We start from the raw sequence: 19549 nt of genomic DNA, 5'->3' as shown, positions 1-19549 counted from the left end.
TCAGCGTGACACCCCTCGCAATCCGCATGAAATGACCCACTCGGGCAGCGCCCGGCCGGTGCGTCGTTCCTGTCAGCGCTAGTCTCCGCCGCCAGGCGTTCCGCCACGTTGCACAGGCCGGCGAACGGCGCTGGCGCATCGGCGAGGCGGGACTATCGTTGCCCAACGCATAGCGAGAGTTGTCATCTCATGAATGCTGGTTCTCTTTTCGAACAACTGCTCAAGGCAGGTCAGAGTTCATTGCTGCAACAGGTTGGCGACGCGGCAAAGCGCGTCACGCAAGCCGGCGAGGGTCACTCCATGAACACTTCGGATCTACTGGAACAATTGCTGCGCGCCGGTCAAGGCACGTCGGTGCAACAAGGTGGCGCGGGAGGCCTGGGCGGCCTTGGCGGGTTACTGGGTGGTTTGCTCGGCGGCTCCTCTGGCGGTGCCGGCGGCGGGCTGGGCGATGTGCTGGGCAGCATGCTCGGCGGCGGCGCGCCCCAGAGCCGTACTGGCAGCAGCGGCGGAGTCAATTACGCCATGCTCGCCTCGCTGGGCATGATGGCCTTCCAGGCCTACGAGAATTGGCAGCGCCAGCAGAACGCCAATCCCTCGCAGCAGCAGTCACTGATGACCGTGGACCAGCTTTCCGGCCCCGAGGCCGAAGCCCACAGCCACGCGATCCTGCGCGCGATGATCGCCGCCGCCAAGGCGGACGGCCGCATCGATGAAAGGGAGAAGGCTGCCATCCAGGCGGAGATTGCCCGCCACACCGATGAGCCGGAACTGCAGGACTGGCTCGACGCCGAGGTGCGCAAACCGCTGGACGCCGCCGAAGTCGCCGAATCCGCCCAGGGCGACCCGGCCGTGGCCGCCGAGATGTACCTGGTCAGCGTGATGCTGGTGGACGACCAGCAGGGCACCGAGCGCACCTACCTGGACGAACTCGCCTACAACCTCAACCTCGCCCCGGAACTGCAGGCTCACCTGGAGCAGCAGGCCAAGGCCGGTGGTGAAGCAGCTTGATACAACTTCAAGTCCGGCTGTAGGAGCGTTCGTACAACTTTGAGGTCAAAGGAATTCAGACGAGCGCACCCACGTGGTGCGTTCGTTCTTCAATTCTGCAAGGAGGCTTCATGCCGTTCGTTCGTTTCACCCTCCCCACCGCGTTGCTGCTCAGCGTCACCGCCACCCTGGCCAATGCCGCCAAGCTCGAAGACGTCGCGCCTTATCCCAAGGCCGAGGACGGCTTCGTCCGTCAGGTCATCCACCTGCCCAAGCAGGCTCGCGAAGACGACCTCAAGGTCGAGGTCTTGGCCGGCAAGACCTTGGCCGTCGACTGCAATCGCCAGCGCCTGGGCGGTTCCCTGGAAGAGAAGACCCTGGAAGGCTGGGGTTACTCCTACTATCGCCTGGACAAGGTCAGCGGCCCGGCCAGCACCCTGATGGCCTGCCCGGACGGCAAGACCCGCAAGGACTTCGTGCCGGTGGTCGGCGATGGCTTCGTGCTGCGTTACAACAGCAAGCTGCCGATCGTGATCTATGCACCGAAGGATGTCGAAGTGCGCTATCGCATCTGGTCGGCGTCCGAGAAGGTCGAACACGCCCGCGCGGAATAATCCCGCCTTCTATCGGGCTTCCACCCACGTGCGCCGAGAGAGCGTTGCCGCTACGCTCGATCGACGCACTCGAAGGACCGACTGGAGAACCCGATGAACGCCAAGCAACAAGCAGAGCTGCTGGGCCTGCTGCAAGCACGTTTCGACAAGCATGCCAGCCGTCACCCGGGCATCGACTGGGCCCGGGTCCGGGCCCGGCTGGAGTCCAGGCCGGAGAAGCTGCGTTCATTGCAGGCCATGGAAAGCACAGGGGGCGAACCGGATGTCATCGGCCAGGATGACGCCACCGACGAATACCTTTTCGTCGACTGCTCTACCGAAAGCCCCGCCGGCCGCCGCAGCCTCTGCTTCGACCGCGAGGCGCTGGACGCCAGGAAAGAGAACAAACCCGCCGGCAGCGCGCTGGAGCAGGCCCAGGCCATGGGCATCGAACTGCTCAGCGAAGCGCAGTACCGCGAACTGCAGAAGCTTGGCGAGTTCGACGCCAAGACTTCCAGTTGGGTGCAGACGCCGCCGGCCATTCGCAAGCTCGGCGGGTCGCTGTTCTGCGACCGCCGCTACGACACTGTGTTCGTCTACCACAATGGCGCGCAGTCCTATTACGCCGCGCGCGGGTTCCGTGGAGTGTTGCGGGTCTGACGCCGAGTACTCTTCGTGGGGCGAGCCTGCTCGCGAACATTCTTCCTGAAGGCCCCAGTCTCGCGTTGCCGCAGTTCGTAGGATGGGTGGAGCGAAGCGATACCCATGCTGTCGGTGCACGGAATTGATGGGTTTCGCTTCGCTCTACGCCATCCTACAAGTACGCAAATGGCAGTTCCCCCTACAAAAGCTCCCCCGTGCGCGTCTCAGAAAGTTGGCATTTCGCTGACCCGCGTGTGTGCCATTTCCGTAGTTCATAGCGGACTTTCCTATCCGCAGGGTCGCCTATGGAGACCGCAACTTCCGCCGTGGCAGGGTGCGTCCTTTCTTGTCGTAGGAGGAGCGGAAATGGCGGCCAATTGGTGGGATTTACTCTTGACCGGGCTGGCGGGCGTGTCGGCTTTCGTCGGCGTGGCGGCTGCGCTGGTCAGAGCCCTGATCATGCTGTGGAGAGCGTCCGATTTCGAGCTTGGGTACTTCGCCAGAGGACAACTGAAAACCCTGACGGAAGTGTGCGCCGACGCTCGAACGGAGGGTGAGTTGGCAAACTACCTCGACAGCGAAATGGAGCTGGCGAAATTCCGCGCGGTTTCCGGCGTACGGGCCAACCGCAAGCAGATGCTGGTGCTCATCAAATTGTTCCGGGCCGGTATCTGGGCGCCGGAAGAGGTTCGCGCCGCGGCCAGGTACCTGAAGATGCTGCCGCTCGGGCAATACCCCCGGATTCACTTCGAGCCGATAGACATCCTCGAAGCCTGGAGCGCCTTGATCGTCAGCATCGCACTCACCCTGAGCGGCGCACTGGTCTGGGCGGCACTGATCGTGAAAATGCCGATCTATGGATTCCTCCTGGGCGCCGCCGGCTTCCTGCTTTCCGTGCTGGTGGCGGGGTGGGTCGGCAAGACCTACGAGGCAATGCGCAGCGCCAGGCGCATCAAGGCGTATCTCGACGAGCACCCGAACGTCCTGCACGCCGCCGGCAACAACGTTCCCACCGTGAAAGCCGCCGCATGATCCGCCGCTACGGCGGCTGAAGTGCCCCGCAGCACTAGCTGCGGGGCGCCCGACCTCAACTCGGCGGCAACACCTGCGACAGGTCCGGCAACGGCACCCAGACCTGCCCCTGCCAATCCAGCACACTCAACTGCTGGCGCTCCCAGCGCAGCAAGCGACGCTGCGGCCGCTCATCCGGCGTCTGTGTCTCCGCCCGCAGGCTCGGCACCACGGTGTGGGTGATCCACTGGCGAATGCAGCGGTTCTCCGGATGGTGGAAGTAGATCAGCGAGGCATACAGGCCCGACTCGCTGATCAGCTCCATTTCTTCGGCCAGCCCGTGGTCGCCCTGGACCATCAGGCGGCACACCTGATCCGCATCGAGATTGCGCCCGACGCGGTCTTCCAGAAAGGCGTTCATCAGCTTGGCCAGATCCTGCACGACGAACCAGGGCTGGCCCTCGATCAACAGGGCGCGCATGCGGCGTTTGTGGCGGAAGAAGAGGGTGGGGAAAAGAGGTGAAGATGGCTGCCCGGAGGCAGTGATGACGTCCGTGGTCATGATGATTAACTCGTGAGATTTGTTCATTCCACCCCTTGTTCAGAGGGGTGACCGGGTACTTGAACACGGCTCACGAACCGCCCGCAGTTTTCCCCTTTCGGGTTTTGTATGGCTGCGCGCTACCCGGCCATAGCAAGAGCTATAGCCGCTTAGGCCGCCATTTCGGAGCGGTGGGACGTCGTGAGAGGTGTGTTCAGCACCGGGGCGGAATCTAGACGGTTGATAGAGGGTGGTCAACCACCTAGTCGCGGATGAGGGCTAAACGATGGCCTGGTGCTAAATTACTGACCTGTTTGGCTATGTATTCGAGCTATGAGTTTGAGGATAAAATTGAAAAGGACTCTTTACAAATATTGCTCTGTTAGCTCTCCTGAGAATGTCCGCAGATTTAAGAGGCTGCTGGAGGGGAATATCTATTTTTCTTCGCCGCTGAGATTTAATGACCCATTTGAGCTTTCGGCAAAGATTGATATATCTAGGTCGCCACTTATGTATGGGCTCTCCAGGCGGCAGGCGGGTGAAGTAAATAGATTGTTTAGATTGGCCAATCCGGACGCTGTTTCGAATGATTGGAAGGGTAAAATAGGGATATTATGCCTTTCAGAATATCCTTTGAGCATATTGATGTGGTCTCATTATGCATTTGATCATTCCGGTATTTGTGTTGGGTTTGATACTGGTTATCCGCCGTTTCATGATGCAATAAAGGTCTTGTACAGTCCTGATCGACCTTGTGTGACTATTGGCTCTTCGTCTGATGAGCTTTTGGAGAATGTATTCTTGAAAAAATCCATTCACTGGGAGTATGAGGGTGAGTGGCGAGTGATAAGACGCACAATTGAAGAAGATGAGCGGGATTTTTATTTTGAGCGATATCAAAATGGGGAAGCATGCCTTGATGAAATCTCTGAGTTGATTTCAAGTAATGGTGGTCCCGGGGTTTATGATTTCCCAGTGGCGGCGATTCGAAGTGTTTTCCTTGGGGCAAGGATGAGTCCAGATGTTCGCGCAGAGATTGTGAGGCTGGTTAGGTCTACTGGTGTGGCTATAAAGATATTTGATGTTGAGTTGGATGGTCGCTATTTTTGTTTGAATAAAAAGAAAGTATATTAATCTCTGTATTATTTTAATGTCTTGAACGCGTAGGGCGGATAACGTTCGACGTTATCCGCCGCTTGACCTTGGCTTCAGGGCACTCCGGACGTCACCCTGACGCCGACGACACGCCGAGGTATATCGGCGTACAACCGCGAACGGTTGTACGCCCTACGTCAGCGCGGCGGTCTTGCCACCGACCAGCATCTGCTGCTCGCGTTCGCACAAGTCCAGCAGAAAATCCCACACCAATCTCAGCCGTACCGACCGGTGCAGTTCCCGTCGCGTGCACATCCAGTATTCCCGCTCGATGAACTCCTCCGGCAGCACCGGCACCAGCAGCGGATCGTGCAGGCCCATGTACTGCGGGAGGATGGCGATGCCGATGCCGGCCTGGGCGGCCTGCTGCTGGGCGACCACGCTGGTGCTGCGGAACACCACCTGCGGGTGGCGGCAGAAGCTGTGGTGGAACAGCAGTTCCTGGCTGAAAAGCAGGTCGTCGACGTAGCCGATCCAGGGGTGTTTGCACAGGTCTTCGCGGTCGCGCAGAGGCGGGGCGGATTCGAGGTAGGCCGGGCTGGCGAACAGGCTCAGGCGGTAGCGGGTGAGGCGGCGGCTGATCACCAGGTCGGCGCTGGGGCGCTCCAGGGTGATGGCGATGTCCGCCTCGCGGTTGGTGATGCTGACGAAGCGCGGCACCGACACCAGTTCCACTTCCAGCCCCGGATAGCGGCGCATCAGCTCGCCCATGCGCGAGGCGAGGAACATGCTGCCCAGGCCTTCGGTGACGCCGATGCGGATCTGCCCCAGCGGCGAGATGGCCTGGCTCATTTCCTCCTGGGCGAGGAGGGCAGCGTTCTCCATGGCCTCGGCGTGCTTGAGCAGCGCCTGTCCGGCCGGGGTGAGCTGGTAGCCGCCGGTGTGCTGGGCGAAGAGCTGGGTGCCGAGGTCGCGCTCGATGTTATCGATGTGCCGCGCCACGGTCGCATGGGTGGTGCTGAGGCGCTTGGCAGTGGTCAGCAGGCGGCCGCTGCGGTGCAGTTCCAGGAAGTAGCGCAGGTCATTCCAGTCGAACATCTCGGCGGCCCTTGTTGTTAGAAAACGCACAGCAGCTGACTCGAAACGAGTGTTCTTTTATCACGAACGAACGACTAGGCTCAGCCCGACAGTGTCTACGCATCGGTGATGCTTCGTTAAAAGTCGGTTCGGACTGCTCATTAACTGCGTGTTAACTCCGTGTCCTCACCGATTTTTGCCTCGCCTGACCTTCGCTCGACGACTGTCGAACTGAGCCTCGGCTCGGTCGTCATACAAAAAGAACAAGCACGACGAGGGACTTTCGATGCACCAGGCACTGGATGTGTATGACTACCTGATCGTCGGCGCGGGCCCCGCCGGGTGCCTGCTGGCCAATCGTCTGTCCGCCGATCCCGCCAACCGCGTGCTGCTGCTCGAAGCCGGCGGCCCGGACAACTACCCCTGGATTCACATCCCCGTCGGTTACCTCTACTGCATCGGCAATCCACGCACCGATTGGTGCTTCGACACCGAGCAGGTGCCGGGGCTAAATGGCCGCGCCATCAAGTACCCGCGCGGGCGCACGCTGGGTGGCTGTTCCTCGATCAACGGCATGATTTACATGCGTGGCCAGGCGCTGGACTACGACGGCTGGGCTGCCGAGGGCAATCCCGGCTGGGGCTGGAGCGATCTGCTGCCGCTGTTCATCCGGATGGAAGACCACTTCGCCGGCACCAGTGAGCTGCATGGCGCCGGCGGCGAGTGGCGGGTGGAGAAGCAGCGGCTGTCGTGGGCGATCCTCGATGCTTTCCGCGAGGCGGCGGCGCAGTCGGGCATCCCCTTCGTCGAGGACTTCAATGGTGGCGACAACGAAGGCTGCGGCTATTTCCAGGTGAACCAGCGTTCGGGCGTGCGCTGGAATGCGTCGAAGGCCTTCCTGCGGCCCATCGCCAACCGGTCCAACCTCACCGTACTGACCAACGTGGAAGCCCAGCGCGTGCTGCTGGAAAACGGCCGCGCCAGCGGGCTGGAAGTGAACTGGCAGGGTGCGCGCCGTGAGCTGCGGGCGAGGCGTGAGGTGATCCTCTGTGCGGGCGCGATCAACTCGCCGGTGCTGCTGCAACGCTCCGGCATCGGCCCGCGCGACCTGCTGGAGAAACACGGCATCGGCGTGCGCCATGAGCTGTCCGGCGTGGGCGGGAACCTGCAGGACCACCTGCAGTTGCGCCTGATCTATCGCATGAGCGGCGCGCCCTCGCTGAACCAGATCGCCTCCACGATCTGGGGCAAGATGGGCATGGGCCTGGAGTACCTGTTCAAACGCAGCGGCCCGCTGTCGATGGCGCCCAGCCAGCTCGGCGCTTTCGCCAAGTCGGACCCGAACCAGCGCTCGGCCAACCTCGAATACCACGTGCAGCCGCTCTCGCTGGAGCGCTTCGGCGAGCCACTGCACAGCTTCCCGGCCTTCACCGCATCGGTCTGCGACCTGCGCCCGCTGAGCCGGGGCTGGGTGACGCTGCGCTCGCTCGACCCAAGCGACAAGCCGATCATCCAGCCCAATTACCTGAGCCATCCGGAAGACCTGCGCGTGGCCGCCGATGCCATCCGCCTGACCCGTCGTATCGCCGCCGCTCCCGCGCTGGCGCGCTTCCGCCCGGAAGAGTTCAAGCCCGGCCCGGACTACCAGACCGAGGAGGATTTGCACCGCGCCGCCGCCGAGGTCGGCACCACCATCTTCCACCCGGCCGGCACCTGCCGCATGGGGCAGGGCACGGGGGCGGTGGTGGACAGCCAGTTGCGTGTGCACGGCATTCCCGGCCTGCGCATCGCCGATGCCTCGATCATGCCCAGCCTGACCTCCGGCAACAGTTGCTCGCCGGTGCTGGTGATCGCCGAGAAGGCGGCGCAGATGATTTTGAGCGAACCCATGCGCAAACCGGAGGTCATCCCCTCTACTGCGCAAGCGCAGCAGCAAGCTCCCGTTGCGTGAGTGGAGGTTCGTTGGCGAACGCTTTGTAGGATGGGTGGAGCGAAGCGATACCCATGCTGTCGGTGCACTGAATTGATGGGTATCGCTTCGCTCCACACCATCCTACGGGGCCGTGCGTAGGCCGAATTTTCAGTATGGGCGGGCCTTGTTTCGCAGGTTCCGTCGAAGACAGTCGCTCGAACAGGAGCCTCAGAAACCACTATCGCGCGGTACGTCACCCGCGGTAGTCGACGCTGAAACAACAATAAGAGCCCCGGGAAGGGGCAGGAGAGCCCGCAATGTCTGATCCAGCAGTGACGAACGCGACACAGAGCAGGTCCTTCGAGCGGCACGTGCCGTCCCGCCGCGAAGAGCGCAAGGTGATCTTCGCCTCGTCGCTCGGCACGGTGTTCGAGTGGTACGACTTCTTCCTCTACGGCGCCCTGGCGGCGGTCATCAGCAAGCAGTTCTTCGCCGGGGTGAACGACACCACCGCCTTCATCTTCGCCCTGCTGGCCTTCGCCGCCGGCTTCCTGGTCCGGCCCTTCGGCGCACTGGTGTTCGGCCGCCTGGGCGACATGATCGGGCGCAAGTACACCTTCCTCGCCACCATCCTGCTGATGGGCCTGTCGACCTTCGCCGTCGGCCTGCTGCCGTCCTACGCCACCATCGGCGTGGCCGCGCCGATCATCCTCATCGCCCTGCGCATGCTCCAGGGCCTGGCGCTGGGCGGCGAGTATGGCGGCGCGGCGATATACGTGGCCGAGCACGCCCCGGCGAACAAGCGCGGCAGCTACACCAGCTGGATCCAGTCCACCGCCACCGGCGGCCTGCTGTTGTCGCTGCTGGTGATCCTCGCCTGCCGCCAGCTGACCGGCGATGAGTTCGAGACCTGGGGCTGGCGCCTGCCGTTCCTGCTGTCGATCGTGCTGCTGGGTATTTCCACCTGGATTCGCCTGTCGATGCAGGAGTCGCCGGCGTTCCTGAAGATGAAGGCCGAGGGCAAGACCAGCAAGTCGCCGCTCAAGGAGTCCTTCACCAACTGGAAGAACCTGCGCATCGTCCTCACCGCGCTGTTCAGCATCAACGCAGGCCAGGCGGTAACCTTCTACACCGCGCAGTTCTACGTGCTGTTCTTCCTCACCCAGGTGCTGAAGGTGGATGGCGCGCTGGCCAACGAACTGCTGATCGTCGCGCTGGTGATCGGTGCGCCGTTCTTCGTGGTGGCCGGCTGGCTTTCCGACAAGATCGGCCGCAAGCCGGTGCTGCTGGCGGGGCTGGCGCTGGCGGCGGTGGGTTACTTCCCGTTGTTCCAGGCGCTGACGCATTACGCCAACCCGCAGATCGACCAGGCCACGCGCAGTGCGCCGATCACCGTGATGGCGGACCCGGCGACCTGCACCTTCCAGTTCGACCCGGTGGGCAAGGCCAAATTCGACAGCCCTTGCGACCAGGTGAAAACGTTGCTGGTGAAGAGCGGTGTGCCCTATAGCACGCAGGCGGCGCCGGTCGGCAGTGGCGTGGTGGTGACCGTGGGCGAGACGCGCCTCGAAGGCTTCGACGCCGTTGCCCTGAGCGCGGCGGTGAAGGCGGCGGGCTACCCGGCCAAGGCGGATTCGGCTCTGGTCAACAAGGGCATGGTGATCACCATCCTGGTGGCGCTGGTGCTGATCTCCTGCCTCTGCTACGGCCCGCTCGCGGCGCTGATGGTGGAACTGTTCCCGACCCGCATCCGCTATACCTCGCTGTCGCTGCCGTACCACATCGGCAATGGCTGGTTCGGCGGTTTGCTGCCGACCCTGTCGTTCGCGCTGGTGGTGTACACCGGGGATATCTTCTACGGCCTGTGGTACCCGGTGCTGATCGCGGCGGTGAGCCTGGTGTGCGCGCTGCTGTTCCTGGGTGAGACGCGGCACAACGATATTCATGCGGATTGATCGGTTGTTGATGTGAGAAGGCCCGGCGTGATGCCGGGCCTTTTCGTTTGTGCGGTGTTTTTGCAGGAGCGCCCCATGGGCGCGATCGCGGGCGGAGTCCGCGCCTATCTTTGGGCACGACCGTAGGATGGGTGGAGCGAAGCGATACCCATTGCCAGAGTCCCAGGAGGCATTCGATGGATATCGCAAGCGCCACCCATCCTACGTGGGGGCTTTGTGCTCGCCACAAAAGCAAAGGGCGCCCAAAGGCGCCCTTTGCATGTGGCAGCAATGATCAGCGGAACGCCGGAATCACATGTTGGATGAACAGCTCCAGCGACTTCTTCTTCTCGGCGTGGGACAGGCTGTTGTCCGCCCAGAAGCTGAATTCGTCGACGCCCAGTTCCTGGTAGTAACGGATGCGCGCGATGATTTCTTCCGGGGTGCCGATCATGGTGTTCTTGCGGATGTTCTCCAGTTCGAACTCCGGACGGTCCTTGAACTTCTCCTCGGGGCTGGGCGGCAGGATGCCGTTGACCGGTACCTGCTTGTTGCCGAACCAGGCGTCGAAGGTGCGGTAGAAGCGCGAGATGGCCTGCGCGCCGACCTTCCAGCCTTCCGGATCGTCCGCGTTGTGCACGTGGGTGTGGCGCAGCACCATCAGTTGCGGACGCGGGATGCCGGGGTTGTTGGCCAGGGCGGCTTCGAACTTGTTCCTCAGGTCGAGGACTTCCTCGTCGCCCTTCATCAGCGGGGTGACCATCACGTTGCAGCCGTTGGCCACAGCGAAGTTGTGCGAGTCCGGATCGCGGGCGGCGATCCACATCGGCGGGGTCGGCTTCTGGATCGGGCGCGGCGAGGAGGTGGAGGTGGGGAACTTCCAGATTTCGCCTTCGTGGGCGACATCGCCCTGCCACAGCGCCTGCACCACCGGGACCATCTCGCGCAGGTACTTGCCGCCTTCGGAGGCGGGCATGCCATTGGCCATGCGGTCGAACTCGTACTGGTAGGCGCCGCGCGCCAGGCCCACTTCCATGCGGCCGTTGCTGATCACGTCGAGCAGCGCGCATTCACCGGCGACGCGGATGGGGTTCCAGAACGGCGCGATGATGGTGCCGGCACCCAGGCGGATGGTCTCGGTGCGAGCGGCCAGGTAGGCCAGCAGCGGCATCGGGCTGGGCGAGATGGTGTACTCCATCGCATGGTGTTCACCGATCCACACGGTGCTGAAGCCACCGGCCTCGGCCATCAGCGTCAGCTCGGTCAGGTCCTCGAAGAGCTGGCGCTGGCTGGTTTGCTCGTCATAGCGCTCCATGTGTACGAACAAGGAGAATTTCATGGCGTTACCTCGGGGCGATTACTGCGGCCGTCGGGCCGGATATTTCAATAATGGCCGCCTGGCCGGGAACCTGCCCGCCGGCGGGTCTCACGCAAGGTTTCAGGCGAAGGCCTGCAAGGCACCCATCTTGCCGCGGCAGTAGATCATCGGGATGACCTCCTGCTCGGGGACGATAAGGTTCTTCACAGCGCCGACCAGGATGGCGTGGTCGCCACCTTCGTATTCACGCCACAGCTCGCACTCGATGATGGCGGTGGCGTTGTCCAGCAACGGGTTGCCGCGTTCGCTCAGGGTCCAGCTGATGCCCTGGGCCTTGTCCTTGCCCTTGCTGGCGAAGGCATAGGCCTCGCCGCGCTGGTCGGCGGAGAGCAGGTGGATGGCGAAGTGCTTGCGGCGGATCAGCACCGGGTAGGAGTCGGAGCTGTAGTTGGGGCAGAACAGTACCAGCGCCGGGTCCATGGACAGGGAGCTGAAGGCACTCGCGGTGAGACCGACCACCTGGCCGTCGTCGTCCATGGTGGTGATGACAGTGACGCCGGACGGGAAGGAACCCATGACTTGTTTGTAGGCAGCGTTGTCGATCATTGCGAGTACCTGTCTTGTGATCCGGTCATCGGGGGTGACCGTTTCGTCTGATGGTATACCGTAATACTTCGAAAGCAAGCCCTTTCTTTTCCCGATGGATGGATGGAGGTTTCTCGATGATCGGCTGGAGGCTGCTGACTACGGGGCTTCCAGCGTGGCTGAAGGTTGCCGGCGGGTACCCGGTCGACGGCCATTCGACCAACGGTTAGGCAGAAACCCCTTGCCTGGTATTTGGAATACCATAATATTGCCGCTGTCGCCGAAGCACCGATTCTGCCCGTTTCAAGGCGCCGGATGACCAGACCTACAAAGACAATAAGCAAGGCAAACAACGATGTCCGAGACTCCGCTGATCGAGAACCATACCGTCGATTACGTGCCGCCGGCCGAGCGCCATGGGCGGTCCCGCGATCTCTTCACGCTGTGGTTCAGCACCAACATCGCACCATTGCCGGTGGTCACCGGCGCGATGGCGGTCCAGGTATTCCACCTCGACCTGCTCTGGGGGCTGATCGCCATCGTTCTCGGCCATCTGTTCGGTGGCGTGTTCCTCGCCCTGGCATCGGCGCAGGGGCCGCAGATGGGCATCCCGCAGATGGTCCAGAGCCGGGGCCAGTTCGGCCGCTACGGCGCCTTGCTGATCGTGTTCTTCACCACACTGATCTACGTCGGCTTCTTCATTTCCAACATCGTTCTGGCGGGCAAGTCGATCCAGGGCCTGGTGCCGGCGACCCCGACGCCGGTGGCGATCATTCTCGGCGCGCTGGGCGCCACCGCCATCGGCGTGATCGGCTACCGCTTCATCCACACCCTCAACCGCATCGGCACCTGGGTGATGGGCGGCGCGCTGCTGGCGGGCTTCGTCATCATGTTCGGCGGCGAGCTGCCGGCGGACTTCTTCTCCCGCGGCGCTTTCAACCTGTCGGGCTTCCTGGCCACCTTGTGCCTGGGCATCATCTGGCAGATCAGCTTCGCCCCCTACACCTCGGACTACTCGCGTTACCTGCCGGCCAGCGTGGGTATCGGTAAACCGTTCCTGGCGACTTTCGCCGGCGCGGTGGCGGGTACCAGCCTGTCGTTCAGCTTCGGCGCCGTCGCCGTACTGGCGACCCCGGAAGGCACCGACGCGATGCTCGCGGTGAAGCAGGCCACCGGGATGTTCGGCCCAGTGCTGATGCTGCTGTTCCTGCTCAACATCGTTAGCCATAACGCGCTGAACCTGTACGGCGCGGTGCTCTCCATCGTCACCTCGATCCAGACCTTCGCCGGCAGCTGGACACCCAGCGTGCGCGTGCGCGTGGTCCTGTCCTCGGCGGTGCTGGCGGGCAGCTGCGTGATGGCGCTGGGCGCCTCGGCCGACTTCATCTCCCACTTCATCGGCCTGATCCTGGCGATGCTGGTGGTTCTGGTGCCCTGGGCCTCGATCAACCTGGTCGACTTCTACCTGATAAAGCGTGGCCGCTATGACATCCAGTCGATCTTCAGTCGTGACGGTGGGGTGTACGGGCGCTTCAATCCGCACGCGATCATTGCGTACTTCCTGGGCATCGTCGTGCAGTTGCCGTTTGCCAATACGGCGCTGTTTGTCGGGCCATATGCCAATTACATCGATGGGGTGGACCTGTCGTGGCTGTTCGGCCTGCTGGTGACCTGCCCGCTTTACTACTGCCTGGCGACTCGCGGCCAGGCGCGCGAGATGGGCCAGCCGGTGGGGCTGGGGATCGCGGAATAAGCTTTCGTTTTCGTCGTTACACTCTCTGCCCTGCCGGGATTTGGTGGGGCTTTTTTTTGCCTGTGGGATGGGCGAGGGCGATGCATCTCTTGTAGGAGCGGGCCATGCCCGCGATCAGCGTTGCAGGCAACGCCGAAACAGCGATGGAGGGGCGGTTCGCGAGCAAGCTCGCTCCTACGAAGGGCAACCAGAGTCGCAGACAGGTACGCCCTGATGGGTATCGCTTCGCTCCACGCCATCCTACGAAGAGCGTTCACACACGAGCCACTCAGGTACTGCCCATGCATCAGGCGCGCGCAGAGTCCGGTCAGGAGGCCGAGTGGAGGTATTGCGCAGAGGGGCGAGCGGCATGGACGCCGACCCTCGGAGCGATACCGGAAGGAGGGGAGTCTGAGCGAAGCGAAGACCCGGATGTCGGGACGAGCCTTCTTGGTTACTTCTTTGGGGGCGGCCTTCCGACGTTTGGAAGAAGTGACGTGCCCGAGGGGGCGAAACAAGAAACATCCGAGCACGCCGAAGCAGCGCAGAAACACCAATACCCGAACGGCGGATAACGCCAGAGGCGTTATGTGCCCTACGAAGAGCAAAAGCATCGCGGAAGGAGTCCGCTCCTACAGGCTCGACGTGTGAGCACGGCAGCAAGCTAAAAAACACCAGCCAAAAAAATCCCCCGGCTCCAAGAAGCAAACCGGGGGTTCAAGGGACAACTCTTCAGTCGTGGATCAGTGCGCGCCCTTGGTCAGGTCGCTCTCGTTCCATTGGTCATACACGCACGCATCGGCAGCCGCCCAGCGCACACGCACTTCGCTGCCGGGAGCCAGTGGCTGGGTGTTGCCGGACAATTCCTTGAGCGTCAGGTTCGCGCCGCTGGCGGTCACCACGCTGCAGGTCAGGCTCTCGCCGAGGAACACCGTTTCGGCCACGCGCGCCGGGATCTCGTTCCAGCCAGCCGCCAGGGGAGTGGCAGACGCCTGGGCCGGGCTCAGCACCTGGGCCTTCTCCGGGCGCACCATCAGCAGGATGTCCTGGCCTTCGCACAGGTTTGCGGTCGGTCTGATCGACAGTACGCGGCCTTCGAACTCCGCCGCGGCGTTGCCGTGGGCGCGGGCGCGAAGGAAGTTGGAGTTGCCGAGGAAGGATGCGACGAAGGCATTCGGCGGGTTCTGGTAGAGGTCATAGCCGCTGCCCAGGCCGACGATCTTGCCGTGGCTGAAGATGGCGATGCGCTGGGACAGGCGCATGGCTTCTTCCTGGTCGTGGGTCACGTAGACGATGGTGATGCCCAGGCGGCGGTGCAGGTGGCGCAGTTCGTCCTGCAGGTCCTCGCGCAGTTTCTTGTCCAGCGCGCCGAGGGGCTCGTCCATCAGCAGGATGCGCGGCTCATAGACCAGCGCGCGGGCGATGGCGACGCGCTGCTGCTGGCCACCGGAGAGCTGCGCCGGGCGACGGTGGGCGAACTTGTCCAGCTGCACCAGCTTGAGCATGGCGTCGACGCGACGGTCGCGCTCGGCGCCCTTCTGCTTGCGGATGTCCAGCGGGAAGCCGATGTTGTCGCGCACCGACAGGTGCGGGAACAGCGAGTAGCGCTGGAACACCATGCCGATGTCGCGCTTGTGCGGCGGCACGTTCACCAGGGATTGGCCTTCGACCAGGATCTCGCCGCTGCTGGGTGTCTCGAAGCCGGCCAGCATGGACAGCGTGGTGCTCTTGCCCGAGCCGCTGGAGCCCAGGAAGGTGAGGAACTCGCCGTCCTGGATGTCGAGGGAGATGTTGTCCACGGCGGTGAAGTCGCCATAGAACTTGTTCAGGTTGCGCAGGCTGACCAGGGTCTTCTGCTCGCGGGATTCTTGGATCACGGCACTCATGGCATTTACCTCGGCGCTCAGGCGCTGATTTCGTTGCGCCGGCGCAGGGCGGCGGCGATCACCATCACAAGGACGGACAGGCCGATCAGCAGCGTCGAAGCGACGGCGATCACCGGGGTCAGGTCCTGGCGCAGGGTGGTCCACATTTTCACGGGCAGGGTCTGCAGGGTCGGGCTGGCCATCATCACGCTCAGCACCACTTCATCCCAGGAGACCAGGAAGGCGAACAGCGCGCCGGCCACCATGCCGGGGCGGATCGCCGGGAAGGTCACCTTCATCACCGCCTGCAGGCGCGAGGCACCGCAGATCACCGCGGCGTCCTCGATGGACTGATCGAACAGCTTCAGCGAGTTGATGATCGAGATGATGGTGAAGGGCAGCGCGACGATGACGTGGCTGACCACGAAGGAGAACAGCGTGCCGGTGTAGCCGAGCTTGAGGAACAGCGCGTACACCGCCACCGCGATGATCACCAGCGGCACGATCATCGGCAGGGTGAACAGCCCGTAGAGCATCTCGCGGCCGGGGAACTTGCCGCGCACCAGGGCAAACGCGGTGGGCAGGCCCAGGGCCACCGAGCAGAGGGTGGTGAGGATCGCCACCTTCAGGCTGGTGAACGCTGCGCTCATCCACTCGGGGTTGGAGAAGAACTGCGTGTACCACTTCAGCGTCCAGCCCGGCGGCGGGAACACCAGCCACTGCGAGGAGCCGAAGGACAGCAGCACGATGAACACAATGGGCAGCAGCAGGAAGGCCGCGATGGTCCCGGTCGTGAGGTAGAGGCCGACGCGCATGCTCCGGCTCATGGCATTGGGTGAGAGCAGCATGGCTTACCTCGCGCTACTGGAAGCCACCGGGGATTCCGGTTGCAGCTTCAGGTAGAGGTAGAACAGCACCAGGGTGATGACGATCAGCAACGCGGCGGCGGCGCTGGCCAGGCCCCAGTTGAGGAAGGATTGCACCTGCTGGACGATGAACTCCGGCAGCATCATGTTCTGCGCCCCGCCCAGCAGCGCCGGGGTGACGTAGTAGCCCAGGGACATGACGAAGACCATCAGGCCACCGGAGAACAGCCCCGGCCGGCACAGCGGGATGAACACCCGGAAGAAATTGGTCCAGGGGCTGGCGCCGCAGATCGAGCCGGCCTGCAGCACCATCGGGTCGATGGCCGCCATGGTGGCCTGCAGCGGCAGCACGATGAACGGGATCATGATGTAGCTCATGCCGATCACCACGCCGGTGAGGTTGTGCACCATCTCCAGCGGCTGGTCGATGATGCCCAGCGCCATCAGGGTCTTGTTGATCACCCCCGAGGCCTGCAGCAGCACCAGCCAGGAGTAGGTGCGCGCCAGCAGGCTGGTCCACATCGACAGCAGCACGATGTTCAGCAGCCAGCGACCCCAGCCGCGCGGCACCAGGGTGATCGCCCAGGCCAGCGGGAAGCCCAGCAGCAGGCTGATAATCGTGACCAGCGCGCCGACGGCGAAGGTGTTGAACAGCACCCGGGTGTACGCCGAGTTGGCGAACAGCTGGGCGTAGTTCTCCAGGCCCGGCGTGGGTTCGAGCACGCCGCGCAGCAGCAGCCCGATCAGCGGGGCGAGGAAGAACAGACCGAGGAACAGCAACGCCGGCAGCAGGTTGCGGAAACCGCGCCAACGGTGTGTGAGAGCTTCATCCTGTCGCATGGGTTCTGCCTTCGGGGCGGTGGCGCCGGCGGCGCTGGATGCGCCTCCGGCTGCCTGGCCCGGCTGCATCACAGCCATTTTCACTTGACCAGCCATTCGTTCCACCGTGCGGCGATCGCCGGGCCGTTCTTCGCCCAGTAGGCGTAGTCGAGGGTGATCTGCTCCTGCGCGTAGGCGGTGGGCAGGTTCGGCGCGAGGTCAGACTTGAGCTGGCCGACGCTGTCCAGGTTCACCGGAGCGTAGGCGGTCAGGTTGGCGAAGTCGGCCTGGCCCTTTGCGCTGCTGGCATTGGCCAGGAACTTCATCGCCGCGTCCTTGTTCTTGGAGCCCTTGGGCACCACGAGGAAATCAGCCATGACCAGGTTCTGCTTCCAGCTCACGCCCACCGGCGCGCCGTCCTGCTGCAGGGCGTAGATGCGGCCGTTCCAGAACTGGCCGAGGGTTGCTTCGCCGGAAGCCAGCAGTTGCTGCGACTGAGCGCCGCCGCCCCACCAGACGATGTCCTTCTTGATGGTGTCGAGTTTCTTGAAGGCGCGCTCCAGATCCAGTGGGTAGAGCTTGTCCTTGGGCACGCCGTCGGCCAGCAGGGCCAGTTCCAGCACGCCGGGGCTTGGCCATTTGTATAGCGCGCGCTTGCCCGGATAGGTGGCGGTGTCGAACAGGGCGGTCCAGTCCTGTGGCTGCTTGCCGCCGACCTTGCCCTGGTTGTAGCCGAGCACGAAGGAGAAATAGAACGAGCCGACGCCGTGGTCGGAGACGAAGCGCGGGTCGATGCGGTCGCGCTTGATGGTGTTGAAGTCCAGGGGCTCCAGCAGGCCTTCGGCGGCGGCGCGCAGGGCGAAGTCGGCTTCGACGTCGACCACGTCCCACTGGACGTTGCCGCTCTCGACCATGGCCTTGAGCTTGCCGTAGTCGGTGGGGCCGTCCTGGACCACCTGGACGCCGGTGGATTTGCTGAAGGAATCGGCCCAGGCCTGCTTCTGTGCATCCTGGGTAGTGCCACCCCAGCTGACGAAACTGAGGCTGTCGGCGCCGAAGGCAGCGGTGCCGGTTGCGCCCAGGACTGCAGCGGCCAGGACCGCGATCACACGTTTCTTGAACACCATCTTGCTTGCCCTCGTTGTTGTGTTTGTTAACAGCGGACTTCGTGGACCGCTTGTCTGGAGCAGGTAGCCGTAGCGTTTCAGGCAGCGTCGGTGAGGCGCGCTGACTGGTGGAAAAAGTAAGGCCTACGGAATGTCATATTATGGTATTCCAAACTTTCCGCAAGTCCTCGGCGACACCGGCCATCGTGGCAGCGAAGACTGGGTGAAACCCGCGTCTCTCCTCGTATTGCTCAGGTTGTTGATTGAAAAAGGAAAAGTTTTCCTGGGCTGACCGTGCTGGAAATTTCTGGCGAAGCGCCAGCACGGCGAGCGGACGAACGGATCAGCCTTCGAAAGGCAGGGTTTCCACCACTTCCAGGTCGTAGCCGGTGAGGCCGGCGTATTTCAGCGGCGCACCCAGGTGGCGGATCTTGCCGACGCCGAGGTCCTGGAGGATCTGCGCGCCAGTGCCGACCTCGGAGTAGATGCGCGACTGCGAGCGGGTGAACTGCCGTGGCGCCTGGGTCAGCTGCGGCACGCGGGCCAGCAGCGCCTGGGAAGATTCGTTGTTGGCCAGTACCACCACCACGCCGTGGCCGACTTCGGCGACCTTCTGCAGGGCGGCCCAGAGCGTCCAGTTCTTCGGCCCGGTGTACTCGGCGCCGACCAGGTCGCGCAGCGGGTCGATCACGTGCACGCGCACCAGGGTCGGGTCTTCGCGCTTGATGTCGCCCATCACCATGGCCATGTGCACGCCGCCTTCGATGCGGTCCTCGTAGGTGACCAGGCGGAAGGTGCCGTGCACGGTCGGCAATTCGCTCTCGCCGATACGCGCGACGGTGTGCTCGTTGCTCAGGCGGTAGTGGATCAGGTCGGCGATGGTGCCGATGCGGATGCCGTGGCGCTTGGCGAAGACTTCCAGGTCCGGTCGCCGGGCCATGCTGCCGTCGTCGTTCATCACTTCGACGATGACCGAGGCCGGCGTCATCCCGGCCAGGCGCGCCAGGTCGCAGCCCGCCTCGGTATGCCCGGCGCGGGTCAGCACGCCGCCTTCGCGGGCGCGCAGGGGGAAGATGTGGCCGGGCTGCACCAGGTCTTCGACGCGCGCATTCGGCGCCACGGCGGTGAGCACGGTGTGCGAGCGGTCGGCGGCGGAAATGCCGGTGGAGACCCCGGTGGCGGCCTCGATGGAAACGGTGAAGGCAGTGGAATAGACGCTGCCGTTGGCCGGCACCATCTGCTCCAGGCCCAGGCGGTCGCAGTGCTCGTCGGTCAGGGTCAGGCAGATCAGCCCACGCGCCTCGCGAGCCATGAAGTTGATCGCGTCCGGCGTGCAGCGCTCGGCGGCGAGCAGCAGGTCGCCTTCGTTTTCGCGGTCTTCGTCGTCGACCAGGAGCACCATCTTGCCCTGGCGGTAGTCTTCGATGATGTCTTCGATGCGGTCGAACGGCATGGTGCGGTAC

At 63.3% G+C, this 19549-nt stretch carries 17 protein-coding genes; 8 read left to right on the top strand and 9 right to left on the bottom strand.

The genetic code is table 11. From position 1 onward, the window contains the following. The first annotated feature begins 300 nt into the window (after positions 1-300). From GA645_RS21395 to GA645_RS21380, 4 genes are all read left to right on the top strand, one after another. Positions 301-1011, top strand: a complete 711-nt coding sequence (locus GA645_RS21395) for a tellurite resistance TerB family protein (RefSeq protein WP_152225194.1) — start codon at positions 301-303, stop codon at positions 1009-1011. 110 nt (positions 1012-1121) lie between these two features. Then, a complete protein-coding gene (gene eco / locus GA645_RS21390; RefSeq protein WP_152225192.1) occupies positions 1122-1604 on the top strand; it encodes a serine protease inhibitor ecotin in 483 nt (160 codons plus the stop codon). Between the two features lie 93 nt (positions 1605-1697). Then, positions 1698-2243, top strand: coding sequence for a DUF4256 domain-containing protein (locus GA645_RS21385; protein WP_152225190.1), 546 nt, complete (start codon positions 1698-1700; stop codon positions 2241-2243). Positions 2244-2591: 348 nt separating this feature from the next. Then, on the top strand, positions 2592-3257 hold the full coding sequence (locus GA645_RS21380) for a hypothetical protein (RefSeq protein WP_152225188.1): 666 nt from the start codon (positions 2592-2594) through the stop codon (positions 3255-3257). 55 nt (positions 3258-3312) lie between these two features. Here the strand turns inward: GA645_RS21380 and GA645_RS21375 are convergent, their stop codons facing one another. Then, complete coding sequence (locus tag GA645_RS21375) at positions 3313-3798, bottom strand: BRO family protein (protein ID WP_152225187.1); 486 nt, start codon at positions 3796-3798, stop codon at positions 3313-3315. 330 nt (positions 3799-4128) lie between these two features. On the opposite strand from GA645_RS21375, the gene GA645_RS21370 reads away from it, so the two are divergent. Beyond that, the gene (locus GA645_RS21370; RefSeq protein WP_178119586.1) at positions 4129-4911 is read left to right on the top strand and encodes a DUF2971 domain-containing protein; all 783 of its coding nucleotides are present in this window, start codon (positions 4129-4131) and stop codon (positions 4909-4911) included. Positions 4912-5064: 153 nt separating this feature from the next. Here GA645_RS21370 and GA645_RS21365 read toward each other — a convergent pair whose 3' ends face one another. After that, on the bottom strand, positions 5065-5970 hold the full coding sequence (locus GA645_RS21365; RefSeq protein ID WP_152225183.1) for a LysR family transcriptional regulator: 906 nt from the start codon (positions 5968-5970) through the stop codon (positions 5065-5067). A 265-nt stretch (positions 5971-6235) separates the two neighbouring features. Here GA645_RS21365 and GA645_RS21360 point away from each other — a divergent pair, with 265 nt between their 5' ends. Continuing rightward, positions 6236-7900, top strand: a complete 1665-nt coding sequence (locus GA645_RS21360) for a GMC family oxidoreductase (RefSeq protein WP_152225181.1) — start codon at positions 6236-6238, stop codon at positions 7898-7900. A 278-nt stretch (positions 7901-8178) separates the two neighbouring features. Further along, positions 8179-9816 carry an MFS transporter gene (locus GA645_RS21355; protein WP_256675984.1) on the top strand — a complete coding sequence of 546 codons (1638 nt, stop codon included), beginning with the start codon at positions 8179-8181 and terminating at the stop codon, positions 9814-9816. A gap of 274 nt (positions 9817-10090) precedes the next feature. On the opposite strand, the gene GA645_RS21350 is transcribed toward GA645_RS21355, so the two are convergent. Beyond that, positions 10091-11134 (bottom strand): LLM class flavin-dependent oxidoreductase, encoded by a 1044-nt coding sequence (locus tag GA645_RS21350; RefSeq protein WP_152225179.1) that lies wholly within the window; start codon positions 11132-11134, stop codon positions 10091-10093. Between the two features lie 99 nt (positions 11135-11233). Further along, positions 11234-11719, bottom strand: coding sequence for a flavin reductase family protein (locus GA645_RS21345; RefSeq protein ID WP_152225177.1), 486 nt, complete (start codon positions 11717-11719; stop codon positions 11234-11236). Between the two features lie 334 nt (positions 11720-12053). Here GA645_RS21345 and GA645_RS21340 point away from each other — a divergent pair, with 334 nt between their 5' ends. After that, entirely contained in the window at positions 12054-13451 is a 1398-nt protein-coding gene (locus tag GA645_RS21340) for a cytosine permease (protein ID WP_152225174.1), read from the top strand. 722 nt (positions 13452-14173) lie between these two features. Here GA645_RS21340 and GA645_RS21335 read toward each other — a convergent pair. The 5 genes from GA645_RS21335 to ribBA all read right to left on the bottom strand — a co-directional run bounded on the left by GA645_RS21335 (position 14174) and on the right by ribBA (position 19539). Next, complete coding sequence (locus tag GA645_RS21335) at positions 14174-15316, bottom strand: ABC transporter ATP-binding protein (protein WP_152225172.1); 1143 nt, start codon at positions 15314-15316, stop codon at positions 14174-14176. A gap of 17 nt (positions 15317-15333) precedes the next feature. After that, complete coding sequence (locus GA645_RS21330; RefSeq protein WP_152225170.1) at positions 15334-16143, bottom strand: ABC transporter permease; 810 nt, start codon at positions 16141-16143, stop codon at positions 15334-15336. A gap of 3 nt (positions 16144-16146) precedes the next feature. Then, positions 16147-17097: an ABC transporter permease gene (locus tag GA645_RS21325; protein ID WP_152225168.1), complete on the bottom strand. Its 951-nt coding sequence runs from the start codon at positions 17095-17097 to the stop codon at positions 16147-16149. Continuing rightward, the gene (locus tag GA645_RS21320; protein WP_152225166.1) at positions 17082-18107 is read right to left on the bottom strand and encodes a polyamine ABC transporter substrate-binding protein; all 1026 of its coding nucleotides are present in this window, start codon (positions 18105-18107) and stop codon (positions 17082-17084) included. Before GA645_RS21320 ends, GA645_RS21325 begins: the two co-directional genes overlap by 16 nt. A 322-nt stretch (positions 18108-18429) precedes the next feature. Continuing rightward, on the bottom strand, positions 18430-19539 hold the full coding sequence (gene ribBA / locus GA645_RS21315) for a bifunctional 3,4-dihydroxy-2-butanone-4-phosphate synthase/GTP cyclohydrolase II (RefSeq protein ID WP_152225164.1): 1110 nt from the start codon (positions 19537-19539) through the stop codon (positions 18430-18432). Between the last annotated feature and the right edge of the window lie 10 nt (positions 19540-19549).

The organism is Pseudomonas sp. SCB32 (assembly GCF_009189165.1).
GTDB lineage: Bacteria > Pseudomonadota > Gammaproteobacteria > Pseudomonadales > Pseudomonadaceae > Pseudomonas.
The sequence above is the reverse complement of the archived record's forward strand: the minus strand, read 5'-3'. Positions and strand labels throughout refer to the sequence as shown.